Here is a 25,168-nt window from a genome sequence, read left to right on the forward strand (position 1 = left end):
TCCAGGGCAGCACCGGTGCTCAGGGTGCCCAGGGTCCTTCGGGCACCTGTGTCGGCTGCCAGGGTGGCACGGGTGCGCAGGGTTCTCAGGGCAGCACCGGTGCGCAGGGCGCTCAGGGCAACACCGGTGCGCAGGGCAGCCAGGGCAACACCGGCGTCCAGGGGGTTCAGGGTGGCACCGGTGCTCAGGGCAGCCAGGGCGGCACCGGTGCGCAGGGCAGCCAGGGCGACCAGGGCGCGCAAGGTTTCCAAGGTTTCCAGGGCGGCACCGGAACCCAGGGCGCGCAAGGGAACCAGGGCGAGACCGGGACTCAGGGCGTACAGGGCACGCAGGGCGGCACCGGCGCTCAGGGCAGCCAAGGCTTCCAAGGCGCCCAAGGTGGTACCGGGAGCCAAGGCACTCAGGGCAGCACCGGCGCTCAAGGCAGTCAGGGTGACCAGGGCACTCAAGGCATCCAGGGCTTCCAGGGCGGCACCGGAGCGCAGGGCGCGCAGGGTAATCAGGGCAGCACCGGCAGCCAGGGCGGCACGGGTGCGCAGGGCAGTCAGGGTGACCAGGGCACCCAGGGCTTCCAAGGCAGCACCGGCGCCCAGGGGACCCAGGGCAGCACCGGTACTCAGGGCGCTCAGGGGAGCCAGGGGTTCCAGGGTGTCGGGGGCGGCACCGGCGCCCAGGGCTCCCAGGGCGGTACGGGCGCGCAGGGCACGCAGGGCGCGCAGGGCGGGCCTGGGGTGCAGGGCATCCAAGGAGAGACCGGCGCCCAGGGCTTCCAGGGCGGTACGGGCGCGCAGGGCACGCAGGGCTTCCAGGGTGGCGCCGGCTCGCAGGGCAGCCAGGGCTTCCAGGGCAACGCCGGGGCCCAGGGCAGCACTGGGACGCAGGGTACTCAGGGCTTTCAGGGATCTCAGGGCTCTCAGGGTTTCCAGGGCGGCACGGGTGCTCAGGGTGTCCAGGGGGGCACGGGCGCGCAGGGCGCGCAGGGCACCCAGGGCAGTCAGGGCAGCACCGGTGCTCAGGGGAACCAAGGCAATCAGGGTGGCCCCGGGGCTCAGGGCATTCAGGGCGGCACGGGGGCGCAGGGCGGTACCGGCGCCCAAGGGACGCAGGGTGTTCAGGGTTTCCAAGGGAGCACCGGCAGCCAGGGCAGCCAGGGCGGCACCGGCACCCAGGGAACGCAGGGTGTTCAGGGTTTCCAGGGCGGCACGGGTGCTCAGGGTGCTCAGGGTGTCCAGGGGTTCCAGGGCAGCCAGGGCAGCCAAGGGAGCCAGGGTGACACCGGCGCCCAGGGAAGCCAGGGCAGTCAGGGCACGCAGGGGTTCCAGGGCGGTACCGGTACGCAGGGTGCCCAAGGTTTCCAGGGCGGTACCGGTACGCAGGGCGCCCAAGGTTTCCAGGGTGGTACTGGCACCCAAGGTGCGCAGGGCACGCAGGGTGGCACCGGCGCGCAAGGCAGCGTCGGCACGCAGGGTAACCAGGGCTTCCAAGGGGGCGCCGGGGCTCAAGGAGCTCAGGGCTTCCAGGGCGGCACGGGGGCCCAGGGCAACCAGGGCACCCAGGGCAGCACCGGCACCCAGGGCCCTCAGGGCACTCAGGGTGGCCCCGGCACCCAGGGCCCTCAGGGCACTCAGGGTGGCCCCGGGGCTCAGGGCACTCAGGGCGGCACGGGTACTCAGGGGTTCCAGGGGTTCCAGGGGACGCAAGGTGTCCAGGGCTTCCAGGGGAGCACCGGCAGCCAAGGCAACCAGGGTGGACCTGGCCCTCAGGGCGGCACGGGCGCGCAGGGCGGTACCGGCGCCCAGGGGACGCAGGGTGTTCAGGGGACTCAGGGCACTCAGGGCGGTACCGGCGCCCAGGGCTCCCAGGGCGGTACCGGCGCGCAGGGCGGCACCGGCGCGCAAGGCGCGCAAGGCAACACCGGTGTCCAGGGTTTCCAGGGCGGTACCGGCGCTCAGGGCGCGCAGGGCCTCCAGGGCGGCGCCGGCACGCAGGGCAGCCAAGGAGACCAGGGAACCCAAGGCTTCCAGGGTGCTGCGGGCGCCCAAGGCAGCCAAGGCAACACCGGCGCGCAGGGCCCCCAGGGCTTCCAGGGCGCTCAAGGAGACGTTGGGACACAGAGCGTCGTTGTGACCAGTACGCTTGCCGGCCCTCAAAGCGGAACGACTCTCAACACCGTCTTCTGTCCCGCCGGAAAATTTGCCACCGGTGGTGGCGCTTATAACTTCAACACACTAACCGGACTGTATTTCCCCCTCCAAGGTGCTGCCTATCCAATCGGTTCGCCCCCCACCGGCTATCAGGCACAAATCGGAGGCGGCGTTGGCCTATCCTCCACCACCACCGTTTACGCGATCTGCAGGGCGTGAGGGCCGCTGGCTTGGTCGCGGTGTACACGCCGCCCGTGGCGCCGTAGCCGCGGACAGTCGGCCCGCGGCTACGGCGCGCCGGTGCCACAGAGCCCGCTGTTTGAGCGATAGCGTCCGTTTGGCTCTACGTTCTCGCCTCCTGTTGGTGGCCGTCTCCTTCGCTCTCACCAGATCCAAGAGGTAAGCGCAGTGAAGAAACGAGTGCGGTTGTGGACGGGCCTCGCCGTGACGGTCGTAGTCGCCAATATGGCGGCCGGTTGGGTCGAGCTGTCCAGAGAGCACCCCACGGCCAGACCCGCGTCGGCGCCCACGCTGTCCACGGCCGCAAACGCCTCCGAGGCGGGGGCGGTGCTTCAAGCAGGTATCAGGCAAGGGGAAAGCCACGATTTCCTTGGGGCGACGAAAAGCTTCAGGCAGGTTCTGAAGCTGGATCCTGCCAACAAACTCGCCTGGTACAACCTCGGCGTCATCGCCCAGGACGACAACAGGACGGCCGAGGCCCTCTCGGATTACGACAATTCTCTGAGAATCGATCCGGATTTCGAGTCGGCCCTCTACAACAAGGCGCTCCTGCTCGAATCGAACGACACCGACCAGGCGATCGCGATCCTGCAGCACATCGTGAGTGCCTACCCGAAGGCGTCCACGGCCTACCTGCACCTTGGGCAGGCCCTGGCGAAGAAGGGCAGCGACAGCGAAGCCAAGGACGCCTTCGGGCGCGCCGTCCACGCCGACCCGTCGCTCCAACCGCTCGTGCCGGAACGCTTCCGAGATGCCGCGAGCGCAGCACCGACACCGCAACCGACAGTCCCTCAGGCAGGTACCAGCAGATGACTTCTCCCTGCACGCCGAAGTTCTCCGTGTTCACCCCCACCCACCGGCCGCGCTTCCTGGACGACTGCCTCGCCACCCTGCAGGCGCAGACGCACTCCGACTGGGAGTGGATCGTGCTCCTCAACAGCGGCGCGCGATGGCGGCCGGAACACCCCGACGACCGTGTCCGGGTGGAGATCGCGGACGACATCCGGGGGGTTGGCGCGGCCAAGCGGCGCGCTTGCGAACTGGCTCGAGGAGAAATCCTCGTGGAGCTCGACCATGACGACCTGCTGACGAAGGACTGCCTGGCGGAACTGGCGCGGGCCTTCGACGAGAACCCCGGCGTCGTCTTCGTCTACAGCCACACCGCTCAGGTCACCGAGGACGGAGGCCGGGACGACACGCGGTTCAACGAGGCGAACGGCTGGCAGTACGAGGAGGTGGACGTCGACGGCCGACGGCTTCTGCAGGCCGTCTCCATGGCGCCGACGCCGCACAATGTCTCGTACATCTGGTACGCCCCCAACCATGTTCGCGCGTTCCGCAGGGACGTCTACCACCAGGTCGGCGGGTACGACGCCACGCGCGTGGTGCTGGACGACCAGGACCTGATGTGCCGTCTGTTCCAGGCGGGCGACTTCCACCGGATCCCCCGCTGCCTCTACCTCCAGCGGATGCATGCCGACAACACCCAGCGCGACACGGAGATCAACGCGCACATCCAGCGCGAGACCGTCGCCCTGTACGACAAGTACGTCGAGGCCAACGCGCTCGCCTGGACCAAGCGGCGCGGGCTGCTCGCGCTCGACCTCGGCGCCGCCCATCGCAAGCCGCCCGGTTACCTGGGAGTAGACCAGTACCCCGGGGAAGGCGTCGACATCGTCGCGACCCTGCCCGGGAAACTGGACCTCCCGGACGACTCGGTCGGCCTGCTCCGCGCGGTGGACTTCCTGGAGCACGTGCCCGCGAAGGTCCCACTGATCAACGAGCTGTACCGCCTGCTGGCACCGGGCGGCATGCTCCTCAGCCTGACGCCCAGCTCGGACGGCCGGGGCGCGTACCAGGACCCGACACATGTCGCCTACTACAACGAGAACTCGTTCTGGTACTACACCGACAACCAGTACCGCGCCTTCGTGCCGGAGATCCAGGCCCGGTTCCAGAGCTCACGGCTGGTCACCTACTACCCGACCGATTGGCACTCCAGGAACAACATCTCCTACGTGCAGGCCAACCTGATCGCGATGAAGGACGGCGCGGAACGGTGTGGCGGTCTCCTGCTGGTGTGATCTGGCGAGAAGGCCCACTGCGGGCGCGACCCACCGCAGTCGAGCTGGAACTTCAACCACAAGGCCGCCGGCGGCGCTCTGCACATCGACTACCCGCTCGGGATGAAACGGCGGCCGCTCGAACCCGTGGCCGATGGACAGGGTTGTCCGCGCGCCCTGGCGGAGCCGCAGGGAGGCTCTGCCAGGGGTGTGCGGAGACCTTCGCTGTCCTCAGGAATTGACACCAAGGTCGAGGATCTGGGCGGCGCGGCCGATGGAGCCAGGCATGAGGTGACGGTAGATCTTGAACGTGATGTCGAGGCTGCGGTGGCCCATCCACTCCGCGACGTCCTTTATCGGGAGGTTGTGAGCGAGGCAGTTGGACGCGAAGAAGTGGCGGAGGCCGTAAAGGACCATGCCATCGGGGATCCCGACGATCCCGGCCTTCTTGTCCGCCGCCACCGGTACCCAGGTAGTAGTACGCCATCGGCTTGCCCAGATCCTGCGGATGACGAAGCAGGTAGCCGCCCACCGTGCCGTACTTGTCCGCGTACCACTCGATGGAGTGCTTGACGTGAGCGGAGAGGGGAACGTCGCGGTAGTCGCCCACCTTGCGGTGCTTCAGGGGTCCGAAGTCCTTCGTGGTCTGGTTGACCTGCTCGGTGATCCGGTACACGTCGTCGGCGACGATGTTGTTGATGTTGACCGCCAGCACCTCGCCGTTGCGCACGCCTCAGCCGCTCATCAGGTCGGCCGCAAGACGGAACACATCGTCACCGGCGACCCGGACGTCACGGAGTTGCGCCGGAGAGGGGATGACGGCGCGCTTGGGGTTGTACTGCGGGGCTTTGGCCCCCTCCAGCGCGTTCTCGTCGTAGAGCCCCAGTCGGTGTGCGTCCAGGAGGATGGACTTCAGCTTGTCGAAGACGTTGGCCTGGGTCGCCAGGGCCACGCCGTTCCGCTCCATGGTCTGGATGAACGCCTCGACGACCTTGTGGTCGAAGGTACCCATCCGGCGGCTCCGGAACGCCGGATAGAGATGGTGCTCCAGCCGAGAGTCGAGGTGGCGCAGTGAGCCGGCGCTGAGGTCCCGCTGGCCGGCCTTCCGCTCGGTGGCGTACTCCTCGAACCGCATTGAGCCGTACTTCTGGATGCGCTCCGCCTTGCGCCGGCTCTGCGGGTTGTTCTTCCGCGCCTGGCAGACCTCGGCGAGCCGGGCTTTGGCCTTCTCCTGAGTGGCGAAACCGGACTCCTCGGTCTGCTTCCCGGCGGCATTGCGGTACCTGATCTTGTACTCGTGCGGGCACTCGGCCATCGGCTCTCGGGGTGCCCGCACTCCTTGAAGAAGCTGCCCATGCCGCGGACGAGGTTGGTGGTGGCCATGGTTGACGACTCCCGGGTGACTTGCTGACCTTTTGCTGACCCCGGATGGTCGGCCGCGTCCCAGACGCTGAAGTCACGCGGCGGGTCGATCATGCCGAACCACACCTCGTGGTGCAGCGCGGGTGGCCCGCCGATTTCCGGCCCCGACGGCAGGGTCGTGCCCCGCAACCCGACCGCCTCGCCTCGGCCGAGGCGAGGCGGTCGGCCGGTTAGATCGCTGGTGTTAGCCGCCGGCTGGGAGTCGATGGACGGCGAGCGACTCGCCCAGGCCGCCCGGCACGCCCCGGACCACCCGCGAGCACCTGACGGCCCTTTACGGGACGCTCGGCCTACCACCCGATACCGGACGGACGACAGTGCTGACGGAGGCGAGCCAGCCACCCGGCCCAGGCGCCCGCCCAGCGGAGCGCAGGCCCCGGCCCGGCCCCGGCCAACAACCCGTGCCCACCGAACCGATCGACCTCTTCCCCGAACCCCAAGCTCGCTTGGAGACGCCGGCACTTGCGGCTGAGGCGGCCGGTGGGGGCCTCGGCACCTGGGTGGCACCGCGGCCGGGCACACGTCCGGGCCTGGCTCTCGCCGTCGGCCGACCAGTCGATGACCGAAAGCGACGCAGCGCCGGTCACACCAGGGGCCGGCGACCGCCACGTTCCTGCTCGTCCCCCCGCACACCCCGCACGCCTTCGCCGCCGCGCCCGGCTCCGAGGCCGACGTGCTCTTCACCTTCACCCCCGGCATGCCCCGCTTCGACTACCTGCGCCTGCTCGGCCGGGTGATGCGCGGTGAGGCGAGCCCGCAGGAGATCAAGGACTCCTCCGAGCAGTACGACAACCACTACGTCGACAGCCCGCTGTGGCGCGCCACCCTGGAGGCGGCGGCCGGCAACTGACCTGCTGGAACGACTCAAGCACCAGCCCGGCGGCCGCCACTCCCCCACCGCCGGCCGACAAGGAGCGACCGGAGCGGCTGGGATCGATCGACAGCGCGCGGAGTCACACATCCCGACAGTCGATGGTCGGCCCCTGGTCGGACACCGGCCCATGAGCTCGGTCGCCCACGCCGGGCACGACTGCACCACCGTCTCGGCCTCCGGTCGCCGCTCCGGGCCGCGGACGTCCCCGGCACGCGCCCACCGGCATCACCGCAGGCCCCGGCCTCGGAGCCCGCCCCCTCCCCCGGTAGCGTTCGCCCGTGACCATGCTGAACCGACTCTCTCTGGGCCTCCTGCCGCCGGTCTCCTTCGACAAGGCGTACGGCGACAACGGCCTCCGAGTCGCCGCCGACGCACTGACCAAGCGGGCCGACTGGCGACCGGCACGCGACCTGCTCCTCTCCGGTGGCGACGACTGGGCGCTCAAAGACCATCGGGTGCAGTACCTGTCCGACCGTGCCGCCGGTTCCGCCGGGCTCCGGGCCCTGCAGAACTGGGCCGAGGCGGAGCCCGGGAGCGCCGATCCACTGACCGTCCTGTCCAGGGCGGACATCGCCCGCGCCTGGTTCATCCGCGGCCACGGCTTGGCCAAGTACGTGCGTAATGACGCCTGGCCGAGGTTCTTCGAGCTGCTGGGGCAGGCCGACGAACTGGCGGCACGGGCAGCCGATCTGGCGCCGGCCGATCCCACACCCCGGGCGACCGCCGTGCACCTGGCACGCGGACTGCAGGTCCCCCGGTGGGAGTTCGACGCCCGCTGGCAGGCCCTGACCGCCTGCGACCCCCTGCACCGCACCGGGCACCACCACGCCCTGCAGTACCTGTGCGCCAAGTGGTCGGGCTCGCACCGGGAGATGACCGAATTCGCCCGCGAAGCCGCCGACCGGGCACCGGCCGGCCACACCCTCACCCTCCTGCCGTTCCTCGCCAACCGGGAGAAGTGGGTGGCCGACGACGACGGATTCGACTCGAACGGCCTCCCCGCCCACCTGGCCGACATACAGGAGCGCTGGATCGACTCGGGCCCGCGGCCGCACTCCCGCATCGCCGAGGACCACTCCCTGCTCGCCTTCTCCATGAGTCTCATACAGCGCCGATCCGACGCCGCCATCCACTTCCGCGCCATGGGCCGCCACGCGTCCACCGCCGGGTGGAATTACAGCCTGACACCCCGCCAGGCCTTCCTCCGCGCCCGCTCCGCCGCCCTGCGCTCCCACTGACGACCGGCCCTCCACACCGGAAACCCTCTCCCGGCGGACGGCGGCGCAGCGGTGCCGCCCAAGCCCGGCGCCCAGGGCGTCACGACCAGCGCTGCCCACGACACGGCGCCCGTCGTGCGAGGGCTCCCGATCCTGCGTCACCTGCGCCTTCGTATCGTGTCAGCCCCTACGGATGAAGGCGTGCCGAAACTGTCCACCCGCTTGGATGGCCCGGATCTGCCGGTCGCTAGCGACCGGGTCGCGACTGCTCCGGGGCCGGGGAGGGGATGCAAGGGTTTCCGATCCCACCCGTGCAGCGACGCCTGAACTGAGGTGAGAAGCAGGTGAGTTGGCTGGTTGCGGTGACTAGGTCCGGGTCGTCCGGTGGTCAGCTGCGGAAGGGGCAGGCCGTGGCCATGTCGTCCAGGTAGATTTCCGGCGGCGTTCCCTCCAACGCCCCGGTAAGGGCGACGAACCGGTGGGTGGGCAGTTCGGCGAGGATCAGGCTCTCGGGCTGGCGGAGCAGGACGTAGGTGGGTCCGGGCCAGCCGACGGGCTCGGGGTCGGACGGAGTGGAGCCCGGAGGGACCGCGATGCCGCCGCGGCGGGCTTCGACGCGGGCCCGCTCGGCCGTGCTCGGCCAGGCGGGTGTTCGCCGCGACGGTGCCCTCATACCAGCCGTCGATGGAGTCGTCCCGGTCGTCGGGGCAGTGCAGGCCAGTGCTGCGCACGGTGCCCTGCGCCCAGTCGAGGACGTCCCACTCGATCCGGGCGACCGCGGCGGAGGCCTGCTCGCGGGTGTGGTCGGCGGCCACCAGGAGGTCGGTCACCAGGTAGTAGCCGGGGCCACGCATCCGGATCTCTGCTTCTCGACGTGGTGCGGGGCGGCCCCGGTGTGGGCCGCCCCGGTTGGGTTGCGGGTCAGTTCAGGTCGAAGTCATCGGGGTCGTACTCGAAGTCGTCGGCGGTGAACCCGCCGTACGCGCCGCCGTTGAAGTAGTCGGCGAGGGCTTCGCCGATCACCTCACGCACCGCTCCCTCATCTTCGGCGCGGGCCAGCGCGGCGGCCTGCTCGCCGGTGAGGTTGAGGTGGACGTCGCGGGCCCGGACCGCGTCCGAGCCGCGGATCTCGAAGGTCTGGGCGCGCCCGACCCGGACGCTGACGCCGGAGTACGTGCCGAGCTTCTGGAGCTGCTTGGCCTTGCGCTCCCGGCCGCGCTCGGTGGTCTGGACGTCGAGCGCTTCGCGCTGCAGTCGTTCGGCGTCTGCTCCTTTGGGGTGGCGGCTCCCGTCAATCCAGCGCAGCACGGTGCGCGGTCCCGGCCCCTGGCCTACACCACGGCCTCCCCTGCCGTTACCGACCGCGGGCTCAGGGTGGCCCGCCCGGGCCGCGCGCCGGCGGCATGGCCCGGAGGTGCTGGGCGGCCTCGGCCGCGGTGTGGGAGGAGGCGAACGTGAACGCGCGCGGGGAGGGCCCGTGCGCCCGGAGGTCCGCCAGCCGCTCCAGGGCCTCGCCGACGGTCGGGAGGTGGCCGGCGGGGACCCACCAGAGCACCAGGTGCGCCTCGACGTGCCGTTCGAACCAATCGCGCCGCTGCCGCATCACCTCCAGGTGCCCGCTGCGGTAGGTGAAGTCCCAGAGGGCTTCCGGGGACTCCCACACCGACATGTTGACGATGACGTCCTCTCCCGCCGGACGCAGGCCGGTGGCGTCGGCCGCCCCCTCCTCCGCGAGTCGCCACACGAAGCCGGGCGCGTCGTCGGCGGCGGCGTTGACCGGGTCGAGCATGTCGACGAACGGTGCAATGCGCGGGTCGTCGAGGGGGTAGCGAAGCGTCGCGACGTTGAGTTGGGCGAGGTGGGCGGCATGCGTGGCGGCGGTCATGGCCTCATCCCAGCACGACCCTGCTTTCTAAGTCAACGGTCATTGTTTTTAGAAGCTTCGACCACCACGCAGCACTCCCCCGGCCGGGCGTCCATGCGGGCGCGCACCGGACCGTCCGCGCCGAGCAGCCCCTCCAGCAGTGCGAGGTTCATGCCGCACACGAGCGGCGGGAAGCGTTCGGCGACGGCATGGAAAGGGCAGTTGCGCATGCGGACGACGTGCGCGGCCGACCCGGCCGGCCCCTCGGCGTCCTGGACGCCCTGGGCCCCCTGGGCGCCCTCCAGATGTGGTTCGTAGCCGCGGGCGGCCAGCACCTCCATCGCTTCCGCGAGGCCGCCGCAGGGCGCCGCCGAACCGCGCAGGGCCTCGCCCCGCCGGCGCGCGACCGCGCAGAGCCCGGCGTCCAGCCCGGCCTGCTCGGCAGCCTCGGCGAGCAACTCGGCGGCGGTGCGGTAGTCCCGGGCGGGCAGCGACACCGACCGCTCGGCCCGCGCCCGCGTGTACACCTTGGCGGGGCGGCCCGCCCCCGGCCCCGAACGGCCCGTCAGGCGGCGGCTCCCGCTCTCCAGCAGCCCGGCCTCGGCCAGCTTGTCCAAGTGGTGCGCGGCGAGCGTGCGCGCCACCCCGGCCGCCTCGGCGGCCTCGTTGCGGCCGACCTCACGCCCCTGGGCCACCACGTACTCGTACAGGCGGCGCCGCACCGGATCCTGCAATACCGCGATCGCGTCGATGTCGTTCACCCGGCCATTCTAAGAACAACACAGGTGGGAGATAGAAAGTCGTGAGCCGACCGGCAGGCTGCCGGCAGCGTCCACCAGCGCGCGGCGCGTTCCGGGGCCGGCCGAGTTCAGCCAGGGCAGGGCGTACGGCGGCGCGGCAGATGGGCCGCCGGACGACATGGCACGGTCTCGCGCCGGGCCGACGCGCGTCACCGGCGACCGGGCCTGCAGGGGCAGGTCCCCCTGCGCACGCACTTTGATGGAGAGGATCCCCGACTGCGTCCGAACGTTCACGACCGACGCCCCGGGGCGTCCCGGCCAGCCACGCCGACGCGGCGTTCGTGGCGCGCGTGGTCCACAGCTGCACCAGCACGGCAGCCGCCGTGTCCGCCGTCGGCAGCGGTCAGCCAGGCCATCGACGAGGTGTCCGTCTCCTGCCGGAAGCGCCGGATGAACGTGCGGTGGGACATGTACGCGCCCTGGGCCGGCTCGTCCACGCTCTGGCGGTGGGCGAGGTTGTCGAGCATCCAGCGGCGAACGGATGCGAGGCCCTCTCCGCGGAGGCGGGCCGGAAGCGCCGGCAGGAGGACCCGAGGTCAAGCCCCCGGCCGGACGGTCACGTCACGCACTGACACGATCGTTCGGACACGCCGGCGCTTCGGCATTCCAGGCCTCAGCTCACCGGGATGGCCTTGACGCCCGAGAGCAGCGGGATGAGCTGGTACTGCCCGTCCCCAGGGCCGCAGGAGGGTGTGGTGTCGGGGGTGTTGGAGATGTTCGTTCCGGCCTTGAAGCGCCCGTCCCCGCTCGCGGCGACCGTCGTGAAGTGGTCGCGGCGGCCGTTGAAGTAGTACATGCACTGGTGCAGGTTCAGGTACCGCCCGGCGGCCAGGTCCAGGGGCGTGGCGCTCGACAGCAGCGGGAGGAGGTCGTACACGCCGCCCCCGCTGCTGCATCTCGGCGCGGTGTCACGGGTGTTGGAGACATTGGTGGCGGCAGTGAACTTGAAGTCCGTGGTCGGCACCACCGTGGTGAGGTGGGTCTGGTCGTAGTCGCCGAAGTACACGCACTGGTGCAGGTTCAGGTAGCGCCCGGCGGTCAGGTCATAGCCCTCGGCGGCCGAGTAGACGTTGTTCTCGTAGGTCCCGTCACCGCGACCGCAGGAGGGGCTCGCGTCCGCGGCACCGGAGATGTTCGTGCCGGCGGTGAAGCGCCCGTCCCTGCTCGGGACCACAGTGGTCATGAGGTCGAAGCTCGCCGGCAGGAAGGCGTCGAAGACACACTGGTGCAGGTTCAGGTACCGGCCTGCCGGGGGCTGCGCAGCGGCGGCGGGAGCCGGGCCGACCAGGGCGGTGGCGGACAGGACGGCGCCGACGAGCGCGACAGAGCGGGGAACAAGACGCATCGGGAAAGTCTCCGTGATCAGGTGCGGCCGCTCCGGGTGAGCGGCCCGCCACGCAGGAGGCTTTCCCCGGGCGTCCGATACTCCCGGCCGCGGCGCGGAACGTTCACCTGAACGACCGGCCATCCATACGGGAGCCCTTCGGCAATCACGGTGACGATATCCGGCGACCGACTGCACCCTCGCCGGTGACTGCAAGGCGACCAGCCCGGGCGGCCCCATCCACTCAACCGCTGCAGCAAGAGCTGCGGGATGATCTCGGCGGCGTGCGGCCGCGGTCGGCGGACCCGCGCAGATGGCGCGGGCGAAAGGCCGCCACGCCGGCCAAGGAGGCGCTGGAGGTTGGGACCTCCTCGATCGTGAGCAGCCGGCCTTGGCAGTAGCAGCGACGGGCGACGGGATGTCATCCCGGTGGCAGGAGCGTCAGCACATGGCCCTACCCTGAGTCTCTTTGCGGGAGTCGCGGGAAGGCGGACGCGGTGCAGAGCGGCACGGTCGTGGCAGGGCGGTACTTGATGGACCGCTCGATGGGCGCGGATGGCATGGGCGAGGTCTGGGCGGCCCCAGGACACAAAGATCAGCTGACCAGCCGTCAGAACCTGGCCAGTGGAATCCTTCGATCGGGTGCCCTACCGGGCGGATCACTGGACACGGACCGCCCCATCGTGATCAACCGACTTCAACACGCTGACTCGACGGTCCCGGAAGACGCGATGGCTCCCATCGGTGTGGATCGCCCACGAACACGCAAGGTATCTGATTGGCTACGGAAGGAGACGTGACAGTCGCGTCCGCGATACGGAGGCAGTGATGACGACATCTGAGGACGAGCGGACCAACCCCGCGGCCCGGCTGGGCTTCCAGGCTGGTCAGATCGTCCAGGAGATCGGATACGACGACGACTCCGACCAGGGCCTCCGCGAAGGCATCGCCTCACTCACCGGCAAGGACCTGGTCAACGAGGACTACGACGACGTCGCCGACGCGGTGCTGCTGTGGTTTCGCGACGATGACGGCGACCTCACCGACGCCCTGGTCGACGCCATCGGAATGCTCGAGGACGGCGGTGACATCTGGCTCTGCACCCCGAAGGGCGGCCGGGACGGGTACATCGAACCCAGCGACATCAACGAGGCCTCACAGACCGCCGGTCTCTCCCAGACCAAGTCCGTCAGCGTTGCCCGGGACTGGACTGGCACACGCCTGGTCGCACCCAGGCGGTAGCCACCCTGACCAGCCCGGGACCTCGGAGCGCGGTGCCGAGCTCGGTGATCGGGTGCGCGTCGCCGGCCTCGGCCTGCAGGGCGGCGCGGCTACAGCATCGTGGGTACCCCAGCCGTCATCCATGGCCTGCTCGCCTCCCGGCCAGCCGCCGGTGCGCGCCGTCGTTCCCCGACACTCTGGTGCCGGAGCACAGTTCCCGGGCAGCAATGATCAGTGCGAGCCCGTTCATGCATGATGACGGGATGAACCGTAGTGACCAGCGCTTCCACGTCATCGTGCTGTCGAACTTCGCGAGGGGCTTCGACAAGTACGCGTTCACCTACGGTAAAACGGGGATTCCGGAGAGTACCTATCCAGACCGGTTCCACCTGCTGACCCGTTCGGAGTTGGGTATCGGCATCGGCAAGGCGCGACGCTTGCTGGACCGTCTGGCCATTCCGGGCGACCGGCTGCTGGTGCTGGAAACCACGGTGGACCCCGACAAGCTGGTGCCCAACGTGTCGACCGGCCTCGGCATGGAGCTGCACGAGGCTCGCATCCGGTTGTCAGCCGTCCACGAGCTCGACCACGCAGGCGGCGAGTTCACTCTGCGCCCGACGACCGTCGAGGATGCGATGGCGGATTCCCTGCACCTGCACGGATCGGCACTGCGCCACTACGCCGACGTGCGACCGCGCTCGGTTTCGGTTCTACCGGTCGCCTCCGCCTGCCAGGCCCGGTGTTCGTTCTGCTTCTCCTCGGCTTCGATCTCCAGCGACCAAGCGCCGGCACGGGTCCCGTGGGACGCGGTCGCCCATTGGCTGGAGCGCGCCCGCACGGCAGGTGCCGAGCGGGCAGTGATCACCGGCGGCGGGGAGCCCACGCTCATACCCTTCGAACAGCAGCTGCGGCTGGTGTCCGCCTGCTCGGCGGCGTTCCCGAAGGTCGTCCTGATCACCAACGCGCACACCCTGGCGAAGGGTCAGCACGCTGACCGGGCCGGTCGGCTGGCAGCCCTGAGCGCCGCAGGCCTGAGCGTGCTGGCGGTCTCCCGGCACCATCAGGACGACGCCGTCAGCGAGCGGCTGATGATGTTGCGCACGCCGGTGGGTTCCGTGGTCGGCACCTGGCGTGTGGAACGTGACCGATGGCCGGGCCTGAGGATGAGGCTGATCTGCGTACTCCAGCGCGGCGGCGTGGCCGATGCGGCCGGCGTCGCCGACTACCTTTCGTGGGCCGCGGATCTCGGCGTCGAGGAAGTCTGCTTCAAAGAGCTGTACGTCTCCACCAGCACCGAGTCGCTCTACTTCGACCGCGCCGCCAACGTCTGGAGCCGAGAGCACCAGGTTTCGCTGTCCGTCGTCACCCGGTTCGCCGAGCAGCACGGCTTCGAACGGGCGAGCCGCCTGCCCTGGGGCGCGCCGGTCTACCACGGCAGCTGGGACGGCCGGCCGATGCGGATCGCCGCTTACACCGAGCCCAGCCTGCTCTGGGAACGCACCAGTGGGATCGCGCGCAGCTGGAACGTCCTGGCCGACGGACGCTGCTACGCCTCCCTGGAGGACCGGGCCAGCGAGATCGTGGCGGAAGGTGCAACGGCATGAGGTTCGACGAGTTCCAGGAATTCCGGCAGCGGCAACTCAGCACTTCCTCGTCGCTTCTGGACGCCGCCGAGACCAACGTGTACCGGGCGCTCGCTCCGATGCGACCGGAACCGCCGACCGACATGAGTACGGTGCACCGGTGCGATCTCGCCCGTGTCTGGCTGCGGCGGTTCGAGCTGCCGGAAGAGTGGTCCGGCCGCGCCATGGTCTGTCGAGGGGTCCGACACGGGCTCAGTCTGGTGTTCCAGTGGCTGCGCGCTGTGCAAGCGCGGTTGTGGTTGCCCAGCGACGTGTACCCGGTGTACTTCGAGCTGGCCCGCGCGGCGGGCCTGGCACCCGCGTCCTACCCGACGCTGCCGGTGCCAGCCCGGCCGGGGGCGCCTGCGGAGGACCGGCCCGAGTACCTGCTGCTCGCCAACCCCAGCAAGCCGCTCGGCCGGTACCTGTCCGATGCCGAGTGCGCCGCGGTGATCTCGTGGCTGCAGGAATCACCACGCCGCCGCCTGCTGATCGACAGCGTCTACGACCTGGGAGCCCCGTTCGCCGCCGGGACACGGCGACTGCTGGGCACCGGTCGTACAGTGCTGCTGCATTCGGTCACCAAGGGGTGGCTGTGGCCGCGCACCTTCGGCGTGGTCCTGCTGGGTCCGGAAGAAGCCGAACTGGCCGAAGCGTTCCGGGCGGATCCGCCGACGCCGGCACAGTTGAGGCTCGCCGACCGTCTGCTGACCGAGCACAGTGACGTGCCCCGGCAGGTTGTTGACGAACTGGCCGCACGGGCTGCGCGGTTGTTCGAACGGCTGCCGGACGAGGTGCTCGGGGCGATTCCCATGGCGAGCCGGACTTGTCCCGGCAACTACTTCTTCCCGGTTGACATCCCGGCGGAGACGCTTCAGCGCGAGTACGGCGTGCTCGCCATGCCGGTCAGCGTGTTCGGGGAGAGTGGTTGGTCCGGCTCCATCCTCACCAGCCTTGCCGACGCTTCCGGCCCGACGCCGGCGATGGCGCGATGAAACCACCTGAAGGCCTGGCCGTGTACGACGATGCGGACTTCTGCGACCAGGAGTTCGCCGCTCGCACCCATGACAATCCGTTCTTCCTGGGCCAAGCAGTCCGCTTGAACTGGTGCAGCCAGGCGAAGGCGCGCTCGACAACCCAACGCACCTGCACAGTCCGGAACCATGTGCGACGCTTCGTCGGGCGATCAGCGGCTTGATGCCGCGCTTCCAGCATGATGCCGCGACGGCCGCCCGATCCGGAGCGCGCAGTCGCCCGGGGTAGCGGCTGCGCCGTTCGGGAGCGGGTGGCAACAACGGAGCCAACCGCTCCCACAGGCCGTCAGGAACAAGATCAGCACGCACCCGGACACACTGCCGAGCAGGATCACCGAGTGCAGGACGTGCGGCTCGACTCATGCTGAAAACGATCAGTGAGGCCGGTCGTCCGGGTCCGCGTTCAGCCAGGCGCCGATCCTCGGCAGGGCCTCGGGGCCACTGTCGCCCTCCACCGATGCGGCGAGGTCGGCGATCGTGACGCTGGCCAGCGACGCGCGCCACGCGGCGTCGGCGGCTCCCATCGCCCGGGCGATGGGGCATCGCTTCGTACACTGCTCCGGCGGCGTCCCCAGCGGTCCGCGCTGACGTATCTCGGTGCAGACGAACGCGGGACTCGCCCCGTCGACGGCCTGCACCACGTCCAGCAGACTGACCTCCTCGGGCTTCCTGGTGAGGACGTAGCCGCCGGTCTTGCCCTGGATCGAGTGCACCAGGCCCGCGCGGGACAGCGCCTGCATCTGCTTGGCCAGATAGCTCGGCGACACGTCGTGCAGCGCAGCCAGCCGAGCCGCCGGCACCGGATCGCCGGCCGCGGTCAGCACCACGCAGCAGTGCAGTGCCCACTCCACGCCACCGGACAGTTTCATGCCACCTCCACTTGACTCGGACATAGGATATCCGAGTATTATCTCGGATATCAGATGTCCGAGTTTGCGGGGGCTCGACTCACGAAGGAAGGCGCACCATGAAGATCACCGTCATCGGCACCGGACTCATCGGCTCGCAGCTCGCCACCGAGCTGACCGCACGAGGCCACGAGGTGACCGCCGCGTCGCTGTCGTCCGGCGTCGATCTGCTCGCCGGGGCCGGACTCGACACGGCGCTCGCCGGCGCGGAGGCAGTCGTGAACGTGACCAACTCCCCCACGTTCGACAAGCAGTCGATCGAGTTCTTCCGGACCACGGTGGGCAACCTCCTCGCCGCAGGCGAGCGGGCCGGCGTACGCCACCAGGTGGTTCTGTCCATCGTCGGCGTGGACCAGGTCGCCGAACTGGACTACTACCGCGGCAAGGCGCTCCAGGAGGAGTTGCTGCGCGGCGGTCCGACGCCCTACTCGATCGTCCGCGCCACGCAGTTCTTCGAGTTCATGGAGCCGACCATGTCGTGGACCTCGGACGAGACGGCGGTGCGACTGCCCACGACGTTGCTTCAGCCGATCGCCAGCCGCGACATCGTCGATGCCCTCGCAGACGTGGCCACCGGCACGCCGCTCGGCGGGATTCTCGAGATCGCGGGCCCCGACACGTTCACGCTCGACGAGATCGGCCGCATGACGCTGGCCGCGCGGGGCGACCGGCGCCCCGTCGTCGTCGACGACCAGGCCGGCCTGTTCGCCGCCGTCCACGGAGACGTCCTCACCCCGGGCCCCGGCGCCCGCCTGGCACCGACCCATTACCAGGACTGGCTCAACGGCTGACCGCTCCCGGGGGCGCGAGGCAGAATACGCGGTCGCCTTTCGCAGGATCTCCTTCTCCAGCTCCAGCTCACGCACCTGCTTACGCAGCCGACGCAGCTCCTCGCGCTCCGCCGCCGTCATCGGACCCTCACCGCCCGCACCAGACGCGCCGGCAGCCGCCCGGGAGCGCTGGACCCACTGGCGCAGCGACTCCGGGTTGACGCCCAGCTCGCGCGCCACCGACGGGATCCGCCGCCCGGTGGACTCCACCAGCGCGACCGCGTCCCGTCTGAACTCCCCCGAGTCCCCGCAGTACCCATGAGGACATCCTCTCCACGGACCCCAAGATCCGCTTCTCAGAAGTGTCCACTGTTCGGGGGTAAAGCCCACCTGGCCATCACCCTGGTAAACCCCGACGGACTGCCCAAAATCGACGCCTACCGGCAGGTCTCGATCGCAACCGGTTCGAAGCTGGTCCTCGTGGCCGGGCAGGTCGCCTGGGATGCCGATCAGGCCACGGTCGGCGAAGGTGACCTCGCCGCTCAGGTCGAGCAGTGCTACCTGAACATCGGCACCGCCCTGGCCGAGGTCGGTGGTTCCTTCGACGACGTGGCGAAACTGGCCGTCTACGTCGTCGGCTGGACCCCCGACAAGATGCCCCTGATGCTGGAAGGCGTCACCCGGGCGGCCGCGAAACTGGGGGTCACGCCGGTCCCGCCGGCCACGCTGCTGGGTGTCGCGACACTGGACGTACCCGAGCACCTGGTCGAGGTCGAAGCCACCGCCGTCATCGACTGAACAGGCGCTCCTCACCCTGGGGCCACCTGGGCCCGGGCGTCCGCCACGGCACGGGGGCCGGCTGGTGGAGCCGGGCTCCACCGGCGAAGTCGCCCGCAAGGACCACCGTCGGCGCGGGCACCCTTCAACGGGCGCGTCCGTGACCGATGTGCCGGCCACGGCCGCGCGGTGGTGGCAACTGCCGGTTCCGCCCTCGCGCGTGTGCTGGAAGACACCGGGCTCGCCGCCAAGACACCGGGCTCGCCGCCGTCCTCGAGTCCGCCCGCGATGTCAGAAGGAGTGGTGACCGGCGAGACGGCTGGTTGAGCCGACGGCGTCGGACGCGGCCCCTATCCTCGGGGACATGACGATTCAGCGCCTGGACAACGTCGGCATCGTCGTCGACGACCTCGACGCCGCCGTCGCTTTCTTCACCGAGCTCGGCATGGAGCTGGAAGGCAGGATGCCGATCGAAGGAAGCTGGGCGGGAAGAGTCGTGGGGCTCGACGACATGCGATGCGAGATTGCGATGATGCGGATCCCCGACGCCCCGGGCCGGCTCGAACTGGCGAAGTACCACAGCCCGAAGGCGATCACCCCCAAGCCGGAGATCACCCCGGCGAACACGCTGGGCCTGCACCGCGTCATGTTCGCCGTCGACGACATCGAGGACACCCTCGCCCGCCTCGGGCCGCACGGCGCCGAACTCGTTGGCGAAGTGACGCGCTACGAGGACAGCTACCTGCTCTGCTATCTCCGCGGACCGAGCGGAATCATCCTCGGGCTGGCCGAGCAGCTGAGCTGAGAAAAAGAGGTCCGCTCGCAGAGGCGCCGACCCGGTGTCCTCTGCCAGGAAATGGAACCGGGAATGGGGGCCAGCCGGCGTTGAATCGTCGGAGACTTGTGCGTGGTGTCGAAGGCCCTGTGTTGTGTCACGCTCCGGATATCAGCCTGGCGAGCGCTGTTGTCGACTGAATGCCGGTAGAGCTCGCGGGCGATTCGAGAGGCCTTGGGCGGTGCGTCGCTGCGGGTAAGCCCGGGTTCGGTCATCCCAGCGGATTCGGGTCATCACGATCCGGTGGAAGGCGGCGTTGGCCTGTCGGTTGCCACCTCGGTTCAGACGCCGACGCTGGGTCTTGCCGGAGGACTGCTCGACCGGACTGACTCCGCACAGGGCGGCGAAGGCCGCCTCGCCGGTGACCCGGTCGGGGTTGTCGCCAGCAGCGATGAGGAGGACAGCGGCACCCTCTGGGCCGACACCGACACCGACAAGCTCGAGCAGGTGCGGCCGGCGGGCGCGCACGGCTGTGGTCGTGGCTGTTGAGGACAGGACTGCGCGGGCGATGTCGCCGATCCGGCTGGGGCTGAGTGTGAGACGCCCGTAGGTCGTCCTCGAGATCGGCGTGCGGCCGTTCGCGGCTCTATGCGATGGGGGATGGGGCGCTGGCCGGTCTGCCGGATTCGGGGTCATGTTGGGCGACCGTGCCCGTCCAGCCCTGGTCGAGCAGGAGACAGGCCTGGTCGACGGCGGCGGCGGGATCGGGGTGGGAGCCGGCGAACGCGAGGATCTCCAGGGTGAACCGGGCATAGGCGGCGCAGATGAGGTCGCCCTGCGGCCGGCCGGCCTGGTCGGCGAGAGCACGGGCCAGGGCGTGTTCGTGGCGCAGCCACATCGCGCGGGAGTACTCGCGCAGAGCCGGGGTCTCGTGGATGAGCCGCTGGAAGTCGGCGAAGCGGGGGTCTCGGGTGTGGGCCGAGTCGACGAAGCCGGTGAGGTGGGCGCGCAGAGCGTGAGGGATCGTCTGGCCCGGCGGCCGGTCGGTGACCGCGCGGACCAGGGCGGCCTCGTTGCGGGCGTCCTCGTCGAAGACCAGGGCTTCTTTGCCCTGGGGGAAGTAGTTGAACAGGGTCGACACCGACACGTCGGCGCCGTCGGCGATCTCGCGAACGCCCACCTGCTCGTAGCCGCGTTCCAGGAACAGCCGCAGAGCCGTGTCGGCGATCGCCTGGCGGGTGGCGGCCTTCTTGCGTTCGCGCCGCCCGCCTGTTCCTTCATGGTCGATCATCTCTGCCATGCCTCGACCCTACCCGGTACCGAGCAAACTTGGAACGGTTGCATTTTTGGAGCTGTTACAAAATACTTGGCGATGCCCGACCGGCCCGCCCTGCAGGGCTGCCGCTGTGATCCGGCATCCACGAAGGGAACCCATGAATTCCGTAGCTCCTACCCGCGCCAGGATCAGCATCATCGGCGCCGGACCGGGCGGACTGACCTGCGCCCGCATCCTTCAGCGGCGTGGCATCGCGGTCACCGTCCACGACCGCGACCCCGGCCCCGACGCCCGCAACCAGGGCGGCACCCTGGACCTGCACGCCGACAACGGCCAGATCGCCCTGCGCGAAGCCGGCCTGCTCGACGAGTTCTTCGAGCTGGCCCGCCCCGAAGGGCAGGAAATGCGCCAGCTTGACCCGGTCGGCACGATGACGTCGCACAAGGTCCCGGAGGCCGATGAGTTCTTCAAGCCGGAAATCGACCGCGGCCAGCTGCGCGACCTGCTGCTCGACTCCCTGCAACCGGGAACCGTGCGTTGGGGACAAGCCCTCGACACGATCAGCGGGCCCGCCGACGGGCCTCGGCGGCTGCACTTCGCCGACGGCACGACCATCGAGACCGATCTGGTCATCGGCGCCGACGGCGCCTTCTCCCGGGTACGCCCGGCCCTGTCCCCCGCCGTCCCCCAGTACACCGGGGTGAGCTTCCTGGAGGCCCGGTTCTCCGACGTCGAGAACCGCCACCCCGAGATCGCCGAACTGGTCGGCCAGGGCGGTGCCCATGCCGCCGACGGCAACCGCGGCCTGTTCGCCCAGCGCAACAGCGGAGACCACATCCGCGTCTACATCATCCAGCGGGTCCCGGTCGACTGGATCAGCCAGAGCGGCCTGACCGCCGACGACACCGATGCCGTCCGCGCCCAGCTCCTCGACGAGTACAAACACTGGTCACCCCGCATGCGCCGGATGATCACCGACAACGACGGCCCCTACGTCGACCGCCCGATCTTCGCCCTCCCCGTCCCGCACACCTGGGAGCACAACCCGACGGTGACCCTGCTCGGCGACGCCGCCCACCTCATGCCCCCGCTCGGCGTCGGCGTCAACCTCGCCATGCTCGACGCCAGCGAACTCGCCATCGCCCTCGCCGACTCCGCCACCGTCGACGACGCCATCCGCACCTACGAGAAGACCATGCTCCCCCGCTCCACCGAGACGGCCAGGATCCTCGAAGGTGGCGCCGAGCACCTGCTGTCCGCCGACATTCCCGACTTCGGCGACCGCGGCGACACCCAGCCCTGAGCCCCCGCCCGCCCCCCTCAACGTCCAGTGGCTTCGACATGGACGAATCCCCCGAAGACCTCGCCGCCGGCACCCTGTCGGCGAGGTCTTCGGGCTGTAGCCAGGCGCCAGCCTGGGCCGCAGGGTTCGGCGGCATCTGTGCGGGGAGGGCGCGCCCGGCGGTCCGTGCGCCGCCGGACGCTCCCGTGGACTGGGATCGGTCTCTCATGCCTCCGTGCGCGTGCCGGGCGGATCGGAGCTGCTGCCGAGGACGTTGTCGATGTGGGCCGCGAGTGAGGAGCGCAGGGCTTCGGGCGTCATCTTCTGATCGTCGATCAGATGCGCGACGAGGTCGGCGCGGATGGCGGCCAGCAGGGCGTGGGCCGTGAAGTCCGCGGCACGGACGCCGGACACCTGATCCAGTGCCGCTCGAAGCGTCTCGTGCCACCAGGCGTAGTGCGCGGCCTGGTAGGGGCTGCTGAGCCCCGCGTCCTCTGCCGCCGACATCAGGTTGCGGTTCTCGATCTTGAAGCGCAGTGCGGCGTCGAGGAGGTCCAGCACCCGCTGCCGCGGTGAGGACGCCGCCGCGTCCTGCGCTTCCTGTACGGCCTGCCGCAGGGGTTCGAGGCGGGAGGCGATCACGGCACCGATCAGGCCGGCGCGGTCGCCGAAGCGGCGGAAGAGGGTGCCCTTGCCCACACCGGCCGCCGCCGCGATGTCGTCCATCGACACGCCGTGGGGGCTGCTGCTGGCGGCAAAGAGGGTGTCGGCGGCAGCCAGGACGGCCTCTCGGTTGCGCAGGGCATCTGCGCGCTCCGTGCGCTCGGCCACGGTTCCTCCTTGGTCTTCGGCCAGTCACGGCCCCCGGGAATGATATGCGGGGAGGTTCGCACGAGTGGCGGCTCGCACCAGGCCGTGCTTCCCGCGCCTGGAGGCGGCGGCAGTCGCCCGGCCTGCGTTGCGTGAGCAGGTCAGTCACGTCGTCCGGCCAGTCGTTCGCAACTGCCCTACGACACCTCCCGTTCAACGAAGGTGCGGAAGGTGCCCGGGGGGCGGCCGGTGAGGCGCTGGACGGTGTCGGAGGTGTGGTCTTCTGCGCCCTCGGCGATGGCGCGGTCCATGCCGGCCAGCATGATGGCGAACTCCAGCGGTATCTCGGCCGCCCAGCGGTCGCGAAGTTGCTCGAATGTCAGGTGCCGGTGGACGACGGGCCTGCCTGTGACCTCGGTGATGGTCGCGGCGACGTCGGCGTAGCTGAGCGCCTGCGGGCCGGTCAGGATCAAGTCGGTGTTGGGAGCCTGGTCGTCGGTCAGGGCGCGTACGGCGACGGCGGCGATGTCCTCGGCGTCGATGAACCCGACGCGGCCCTCCCCCGTGGCGGTCAGGATGGCGCCGTCCTCGCGGATGCTGCGCGCATGAGGGGTGGAGCCGGTGAGGTTCTGCATGAACCAGGAGGGCCGCAGCACCGCCCACTGGTCAAACAGCCCGGGCAGGGCCTGATGGACCTGGCCCACCGCCGGACCGCCGGCCGGGATCGCCGACGAGCTGAGCAGCACCGCACGGCGCACCCCGGCCGCGCGGGCCTGGCGGAGGAACGGCAGCATGACCGCGGCCGGCTCCGAGGAGCCGATGGGCGGGATGAGGTAGACGCGGTCGACACCGTCGAGAGCCTCGCTCCAGGTCGCGGGCTCGTGCCAGTCGAAGCGGACGGCCTGGGCGCCCTCCACGGGGGTGGCGCTCCGGCCGGCGGCCTTGACGCGGTGGCCCTCGGCGATCAGTCCTGCCGCGACACGGCGGCCGGTGGTGCCGGTGGCCCCGATGACCAGGGTGGCGCTGAGGGCGTTCATCGGTTCGCTCCCACGAAGTCGGCGCCGGGCTGGGACACGGCGAGGGGGTTCCAGTAGTCGCGGTAGGAGGTGATGCGCCCGTTCTCGACGGTGACCACGGCGATGTAGGTCATGTCGAACGGGCTGTCCGTCTCCACCAGGCGGCCGACTCCGCGCATCTCCACGACGATCGTCTCGGGGGCGGTGGTCTGGTGGATCTTCACGTCGGGGAAGTCGTGCACGTCGACGTGGTCGGGATAGTGGCGCATGTAGTCGCCGACCGCGGTCTTGCCTTCGAGGCGCAGGGGCCAGCCTTCGGGTGCGAACGGGAATTCCAGGACGCCGTCCTCGGCCCACAGGTCCACCCAGCCGGGGATGTCCTTCTCCACCAGGAGCCGCAGGCCGTGGTGGTACAGCTCCGCGGTGGTCATCGGCACTGTCATGATCAAGGCTTCCGTTCTACTCGAAGTCACGGCGATCCCAGGCCTTCGACTACGGCCACTCGTCAGGAGAAGCGCGATGTCCTGAAGTCGCGGTTCTTCATGACGGGACACCCGAATGAAAACGGACCGCCAGTCCGTATGGACTGGAGCATATGGACTGACGGTCCGCTTCACAAGTTCTCGCCTTGCGCGCATCCGAGACGGGGTCCCAGTAGTGCTCGCCGCAAAAACAACGAAGTAGGCGCTGACCTGGCCCTTGGTCGGGGACGCCCGGTTCACATCCCGGTGGCCTCGTCGTGTTCGCGCAGCATCCGCATGACGGTGGCGGGTGAGGGGTGCTGACCCTTTTTCGTGCCGGTGGTGATGACGAGCCGCTTGGCGATGTCGCGCAGGCTCATCTCCTGGTCGCGCAGGTGGATGGCCATGGACAGCATGGACTCGTCGGTGACGCCCGCGCCGCCGATGGTCTTGCCGCGCCTGCGAGCGGACTCGTGGCCTTCGAGGGTGCGGTCGCGGATGTACTCACGCTCCATGCCGGACATCGCCGCGAGCACGGTGAACACGATGCCGGAGGGATCGTGCGAGCCCTTCAGCTCGCCGGTGAGGAATTCCAAGCCGACGTCGCTCGCCTTCAGCTCCTCGGCGAGCATAGCCAGTTCGATGCCGCGGCCGAGTCGTTTGTGCTCGTGGACGACGAGGGTGACGGCGACACCGGAGGAGCGGATCTCCCCGGCGAGCTTCACGGCGGCCTCCAGCTCGGGGCGCCTGGTGGCGCGGGTGGAGATCTTCTCGGAGAAGATCCGGGTGACCCCGGCCTCGGTGAGGGAGTCGAGTTGTACGTCGAGGGATTGGCGTGCGGTCGAGGCGCGGGCGTATCCGAGGCAGACGTGCCCGACGGGCTCGGTGCCGGCGCTCACCGGCCGAGGCAGTTCGATCCACACCGCTCCCGGCTTCCGTACGGCGGGGGTCGGCACGTGCAACTCCTTGGCGAGTTGGGGCACGAGGCGGAAGCGGGCGGTGTGGTACTGGATGGCCACCTTGCCCTTGCTGGTCCGGCATGGGGAGCCCACCGGGGCGGCGCAGGTGGACATCGGGCAGGGTTGCGATTCCACGCGCTTGAAGTCGTCGCTCACGCCCCCGGATCGTTTCATGAGGGTGTTTCAGGCATCCAGTCGTTTGCAACAACTCATGAAACGTGATCGCCGCAGGTGGACGGCCCGCCGGGCGGCTGTTTCACAGGTGACCGCTCATGAAACACCCGCGTGCGCACTGCAGGGACGCGGGAC

25 protein-coding genes and 5 pseudogenes are annotated in these 25,168 nt (G+C 69.8%); 11 read left to right on the plus strand and 19 right to left on the minus strand.

Features of this window, described 5'->3' with window-relative positions; genetic code table 11:
* On the minus strand, window positions 1–2,096 hold a 2,096-nt coding region (locus tag ACZ3YO_RS38445; RefSeq protein ID WP_465578753.1), incomplete at its 3' end, for a thioesterase domain-containing protein.
* 456 nt (window positions 2,097–2,552) lie between these two features.
* On the opposite strand from ACZ3YO_RS38445, the gene ACZ3YO_RS38450 reads away from it, so the two are divergent.
* Both ACZ3YO_RS38450 and ACZ3YO_RS38455 read left to right on the plus strand, forming a co-directional pair.
* Window positions 2,553–3,197: a tetratricopeptide repeat protein gene (locus ACZ3YO_RS38450; RefSeq protein ID WP_465578755.1), complete on the plus strand. Its 645-nt coding sequence runs from the start codon at window positions 2,553–2,555 to the stop codon at window positions 3,195–3,197.
* Window positions 3,194–4,468 carry a glycosyltransferase gene (locus ACZ3YO_RS38455; protein WP_465578757.1) on the plus strand — a complete coding sequence of 425 codons (1,275 nt, stop codon included), beginning with the start codon at window positions 3,194–3,196 and terminating at the stop codon, window positions 4,466–4,468. The genes ACZ3YO_RS38450 and ACZ3YO_RS38455 overlap by 4 nt, the downstream gene beginning before the upstream one ends.
* A 210-nt stretch (window positions 4,469–4,678) precedes the next feature.
* On the opposite strand, the gene ACZ3YO_RS38460 is transcribed toward ACZ3YO_RS38455, so the two are convergent.
* Window positions 4,679–4,909 carry a tyrosine-type recombinase/integrase gene (locus ACZ3YO_RS38460; RefSeq protein ID WP_465578759.1) on the minus strand — a complete coding sequence of 77 codons (231 nt, stop codon included), beginning with the start codon at window positions 4,907–4,909 and terminating at the stop codon, window positions 4,679–4,681.
* Between the two features lie 271 nt (window positions 4,910–5,180).
* Complete coding sequence (locus ACZ3YO_RS38465) at window positions 5,181–5,762, minus strand: hypothetical protein (RefSeq protein ID WP_465578761.1); 582 nt, start codon at window positions 5,760–5,762, stop codon at window positions 5,181–5,183.
* A gap of 717 nt (window positions 5,763–6,479) precedes the next feature.
* Here ACZ3YO_RS38465 and ACZ3YO_RS38470 point away from each other — a divergent pair.
* Both ACZ3YO_RS38470 and ACZ3YO_RS38475 read left to right on the plus strand, forming a co-directional pair.
* Window positions 6,480–6,719: pseudogene (locus ACZ3YO_RS38470) on the plus strand (cupin domain-containing protein); the annotation flags it as partial.
* Between the two features lie 302 nt (window positions 6,720–7,021).
* Window positions 7,022–7,981, plus strand: coding sequence for a hypothetical protein (locus ACZ3YO_RS38475; protein ID WP_465578763.1), 960 nt, complete (start codon window positions 7,022–7,024; stop codon window positions 7,979–7,981).
* Between the two features lie 367 nt (window positions 7,982–8,348).
* Here the strand turns inward: ACZ3YO_RS38475 and ACZ3YO_RS38480 are convergent, their stop codons facing one another.
* The 6 genes from ACZ3YO_RS38480 to ACZ3YO_RS38505 form a co-directional block, all read right to left on the minus strand.
* Window positions 8,349–8,633, minus strand: a complete 285-nt coding sequence (locus ACZ3YO_RS38480) for a hypothetical protein (RefSeq protein WP_465578765.1) — start codon at window positions 8,631–8,633, stop codon at window positions 8,349–8,351.
* A 248-nt stretch (window positions 8,634–8,881) separates the two neighbouring features.
* Window positions 8,882–9,268: a hypothetical protein gene (locus tag ACZ3YO_RS38485; protein WP_465578767.1), complete on the minus strand. Its 387-nt coding sequence runs from the start codon at window positions 9,266–9,268 to the stop codon at window positions 8,882–8,884.
* Between the two features lie 61 nt (window positions 9,269–9,329).
* Entirely contained in the window at window positions 9,330–9,845 is a 516-nt protein-coding gene (locus tag ACZ3YO_RS38490) for a DUF3291 domain-containing protein (protein ID WP_331742465.1), read from the minus strand.
* A gap of 32 nt (window positions 9,846–9,877) precedes the next feature.
* Window positions 9,878–10,585, minus strand: coding sequence for a helix-turn-helix transcriptional regulator (locus ACZ3YO_RS38495; protein ID WP_465578769.1), 708 nt, complete (start codon window positions 10,583–10,585; stop codon window positions 9,878–9,880).
* Window positions 10,586–10,854: 269 nt separating this feature from the next.
* Window positions 10,855–11,091, minus strand: coding sequence for a hypothetical protein (locus tag ACZ3YO_RS38500; RefSeq protein WP_465578771.1), 237 nt, complete (start codon window positions 11,089–11,091; stop codon window positions 10,855–10,857).
* Between the two features lie 146 nt (window positions 11,092–11,237).
* Window positions 11,238–11,969, minus strand: a complete 732-nt coding sequence (locus ACZ3YO_RS38505) for a hypothetical protein (protein WP_465578773.1) — start codon at window positions 11,967–11,969, stop codon at window positions 11,238–11,240.
* Between the two features lie 807 nt (window positions 11,970–12,776).
* On the opposite strand from ACZ3YO_RS38505, the gene ACZ3YO_RS38510 reads away from it, so the two are divergent.
* The 3 genes from ACZ3YO_RS38510 (at window position 12,777) to ACZ3YO_RS38520 (ending at window position 15,786) form a co-directional block, all read left to right on the plus strand.
* Window positions 12,777–13,190: a DUF3052 domain-containing protein gene (locus ACZ3YO_RS38510; RefSeq protein WP_465578775.1), complete on the plus strand. Its 414-nt coding sequence runs from the start codon at window positions 12,777–12,779 to the stop codon at window positions 13,188–13,190.
* A 242-nt stretch (window positions 13,191–13,432) separates the two neighbouring features.
* Window positions 13,433–14,773: a radical SAM protein gene (locus tag ACZ3YO_RS38515; protein WP_465578777.1), complete on the plus strand. Its 1,341-nt coding sequence runs from the start codon at window positions 13,433–13,435 to the stop codon at window positions 14,771–14,773.
* Entirely contained in the window at window positions 14,770–15,786 is a 1,017-nt protein-coding gene (locus tag ACZ3YO_RS38520; protein WP_465578779.1) for an aminotransferase class I/II-fold pyridoxal phosphate-dependent enzyme, read from the plus strand. Before ACZ3YO_RS38515 ends, ACZ3YO_RS38520 begins: the two co-directional genes overlap by 4 nt.
* Window positions 15,787–15,886: 100 nt before the next feature.
* On the opposite strand, the pseudogene ACZ3YO_RS38525 reads toward ACZ3YO_RS38520, so the two are convergent.
* From ACZ3YO_RS38525 to ACZ3YO_RS38535, 3 genes and pseudogenes are all read right to left on the minus strand, one after another.
* A pseudogene (locus tag ACZ3YO_RS38525) lies at window positions 15,887–15,999 on the minus strand (IS5/IS1182 family transposase); the annotation flags it as partial.
* A gap of 12 nt (window positions 16,000–16,011) precedes the next feature.
* Window positions 16,012–16,134, minus strand: a pseudogene (locus ACZ3YO_RS38530) (IS5/IS1182 family transposase); the annotation flags it as partial.
* Window positions 16,135–16,199: 65 nt separating this feature from the next.
* A complete protein-coding gene (locus ACZ3YO_RS38535) occupies window positions 16,200–16,694 on the minus strand; it encodes an RrF2 family transcriptional regulator (protein WP_465578781.1) in 495 nt (164 codons plus the stop codon).
* Between the two features lie 98 nt (window positions 16,695–16,792).
* Here ACZ3YO_RS38535 and ACZ3YO_RS38540 point away from each other — a divergent pair, with 98 nt between their 5' ends.
* The gene (locus ACZ3YO_RS38540; RefSeq protein WP_465578783.1) at window positions 16,793–17,524 is read left to right on the plus strand and encodes an SDR family oxidoreductase; all 732 of its coding nucleotides are present in this window, start codon (window positions 16,793–16,795) and stop codon (window positions 17,522–17,524) included.
* An 84-nt stretch (window positions 17,525–17,608) separates the two neighbouring features.
* Here ACZ3YO_RS38540 and ACZ3YO_RS38545 read toward each other — a convergent pair.
* Window positions 17,609–17,893 (minus strand): annotated as a pseudogene (locus ACZ3YO_RS38545) (transposase); the annotation flags it as partial.
* On the opposite strand from ACZ3YO_RS38545, the gene ACZ3YO_RS38550 reads away from it, so the two are divergent.
* Both ACZ3YO_RS38550 and ACZ3YO_RS38555 read left to right on the plus strand, forming a co-directional pair.
* Window positions 17,894–18,301, plus strand: a complete 408-nt coding sequence (locus ACZ3YO_RS38550; protein ID WP_465578819.1) for a RidA family protein — start codon at window positions 17,894–17,896, stop codon at window positions 18,299–18,301.
* 343 nt (window positions 18,302–18,644) lie between these two features.
* A complete protein-coding gene (locus ACZ3YO_RS38555; protein ID WP_465578785.1) occupies window positions 18,645–19,085 on the plus strand; it encodes a VOC family protein in 441 nt (146 codons plus the stop codon).
* A 195-nt stretch (window positions 19,086–19,280) separates the two neighbouring features.
* Here the strand turns inward: ACZ3YO_RS38555 and ACZ3YO_RS38560 are convergent.
* Window positions 19,281–19,538: pseudogene (locus ACZ3YO_RS38560) on the minus strand (transposase); the annotation flags it as partial.
* Between the two features lie 163 nt (window positions 19,539–19,701).
* Entirely contained in the window at window positions 19,702–20,355 is a 654-nt protein-coding gene (locus ACZ3YO_RS38565) for a TetR/AcrR family transcriptional regulator (protein ID WP_465578787.1), read from the minus strand.
* Window positions 20,356–20,488: 133 nt separating this feature from the next.
* Here ACZ3YO_RS38565 and ACZ3YO_RS38570 point away from each other — a divergent pair, with 133 nt between their 5' ends.
* Window positions 20,489–21,634 (plus strand): FAD-dependent oxidoreductase, encoded by a 1,146-nt coding sequence (locus tag ACZ3YO_RS38570; protein WP_465578789.1) that lies wholly within the window; start codon window positions 20,489–20,491, stop codon window positions 21,632–21,634.
* A 204-nt stretch (window positions 21,635–21,838) separates the two neighbouring features.
* Here the strand turns inward: ACZ3YO_RS38570 and ACZ3YO_RS38575 are convergent, their stop codons facing one another.
* From ACZ3YO_RS38575 to ACZ3YO_RS38590, 4 genes are all read right to left on the minus strand, one after another.
* Complete coding sequence (locus ACZ3YO_RS38575) at window positions 21,839–22,444, minus strand: TetR/AcrR family transcriptional regulator (RefSeq protein ID WP_465578791.1); 606 nt, start codon at window positions 22,442–22,444, stop codon at window positions 21,839–21,841.
* A gap of 176 nt (window positions 22,445–22,620) precedes the next feature.
* Complete coding sequence (locus tag ACZ3YO_RS38580; protein ID WP_465578793.1) at window positions 22,621–23,460, minus strand: NmrA family NAD(P)-binding protein; 840 nt, start codon at window positions 23,458–23,460, stop codon at window positions 22,621–22,623.
* Window positions 23,457–23,882, minus strand: coding sequence for a nuclear transport factor 2 family protein (locus ACZ3YO_RS38585; RefSeq protein WP_465578795.1), 426 nt, complete (start codon window positions 23,880–23,882; stop codon window positions 23,457–23,459). Before ACZ3YO_RS38585 ends, ACZ3YO_RS38580 begins: the two co-directional genes overlap by 4 nt.
* Window positions 23,883–24,157: 275 nt before the next feature.
* Window positions 24,158–25,015, minus strand: coding sequence for a recombinase family protein (locus tag ACZ3YO_RS38590; protein ID WP_465578797.1), 858 nt, complete (start codon window positions 25,013–25,015; stop codon window positions 24,158–24,160).
* Window positions 25,016–25,168 lie beyond the last annotated feature (153 nt).

The organism is Kitasatospora sp. NPDC022785, from assembly GCF_055561295.1.